The sequence below is a fragment of the Bradyrhizobium sp. Mp27 genome, from assembly GCF_029953005.1.
Classification (GTDB): Bacteria; Pseudomonadota; Alphaproteobacteria; order Rhizobiales; family Xanthobacteraceae; genus Bradyrhizobium; species Bradyrhizobium barranii.
Genome location: NZ_JASAUS010000708.1, coordinates 1 through 331, shown reverse-complemented (window position 1 = coordinate 331; position 331 = coordinate 1). Strand labels below are relative to the sequence as shown.

Genomic DNA, 331 nt, shown 5'->3' with positions numbered 1-331 from the left:
ATCGGTCCGGTGGAGGTCGCTCGTCCCAAGGTCCGCGACCGCGGAGCGAGCGGGCCAGGCGACCGCCTCCGCTTCAGTTCGGCAATCCTGCCGCTATGGGCGCGGCGGACGAAGAGCCTGGATGCCTTGATCCCGGTCCTCTATTTGCGCGGCATCTCGACCGGCGACTTCCAGGAGGCGCTCTCGGCGCTGCTCGGCAAGGATGCGCCGAACCTGTCGCCTTCGGTGATCGCCGGCCTGAAGGCCGATTGGCAGGTCGAGTACGAACGCTGGCAGAGACGCGATCTGTCGGCGCGTCGCTATGTCTACATCTGGGCCGATGGCGTGTACC

Annotated in this window: 1 protein-coding gene; it reads left to right on the top strand. The window is 67.1% G+C overall.

The features are described 5' to 3' along the window. On the top strand, window positions 1-331 hold a 331-nt coding region (locus QJT78_RS52425), incomplete at both ends, for a transposase (protein ID WP_281460976.1).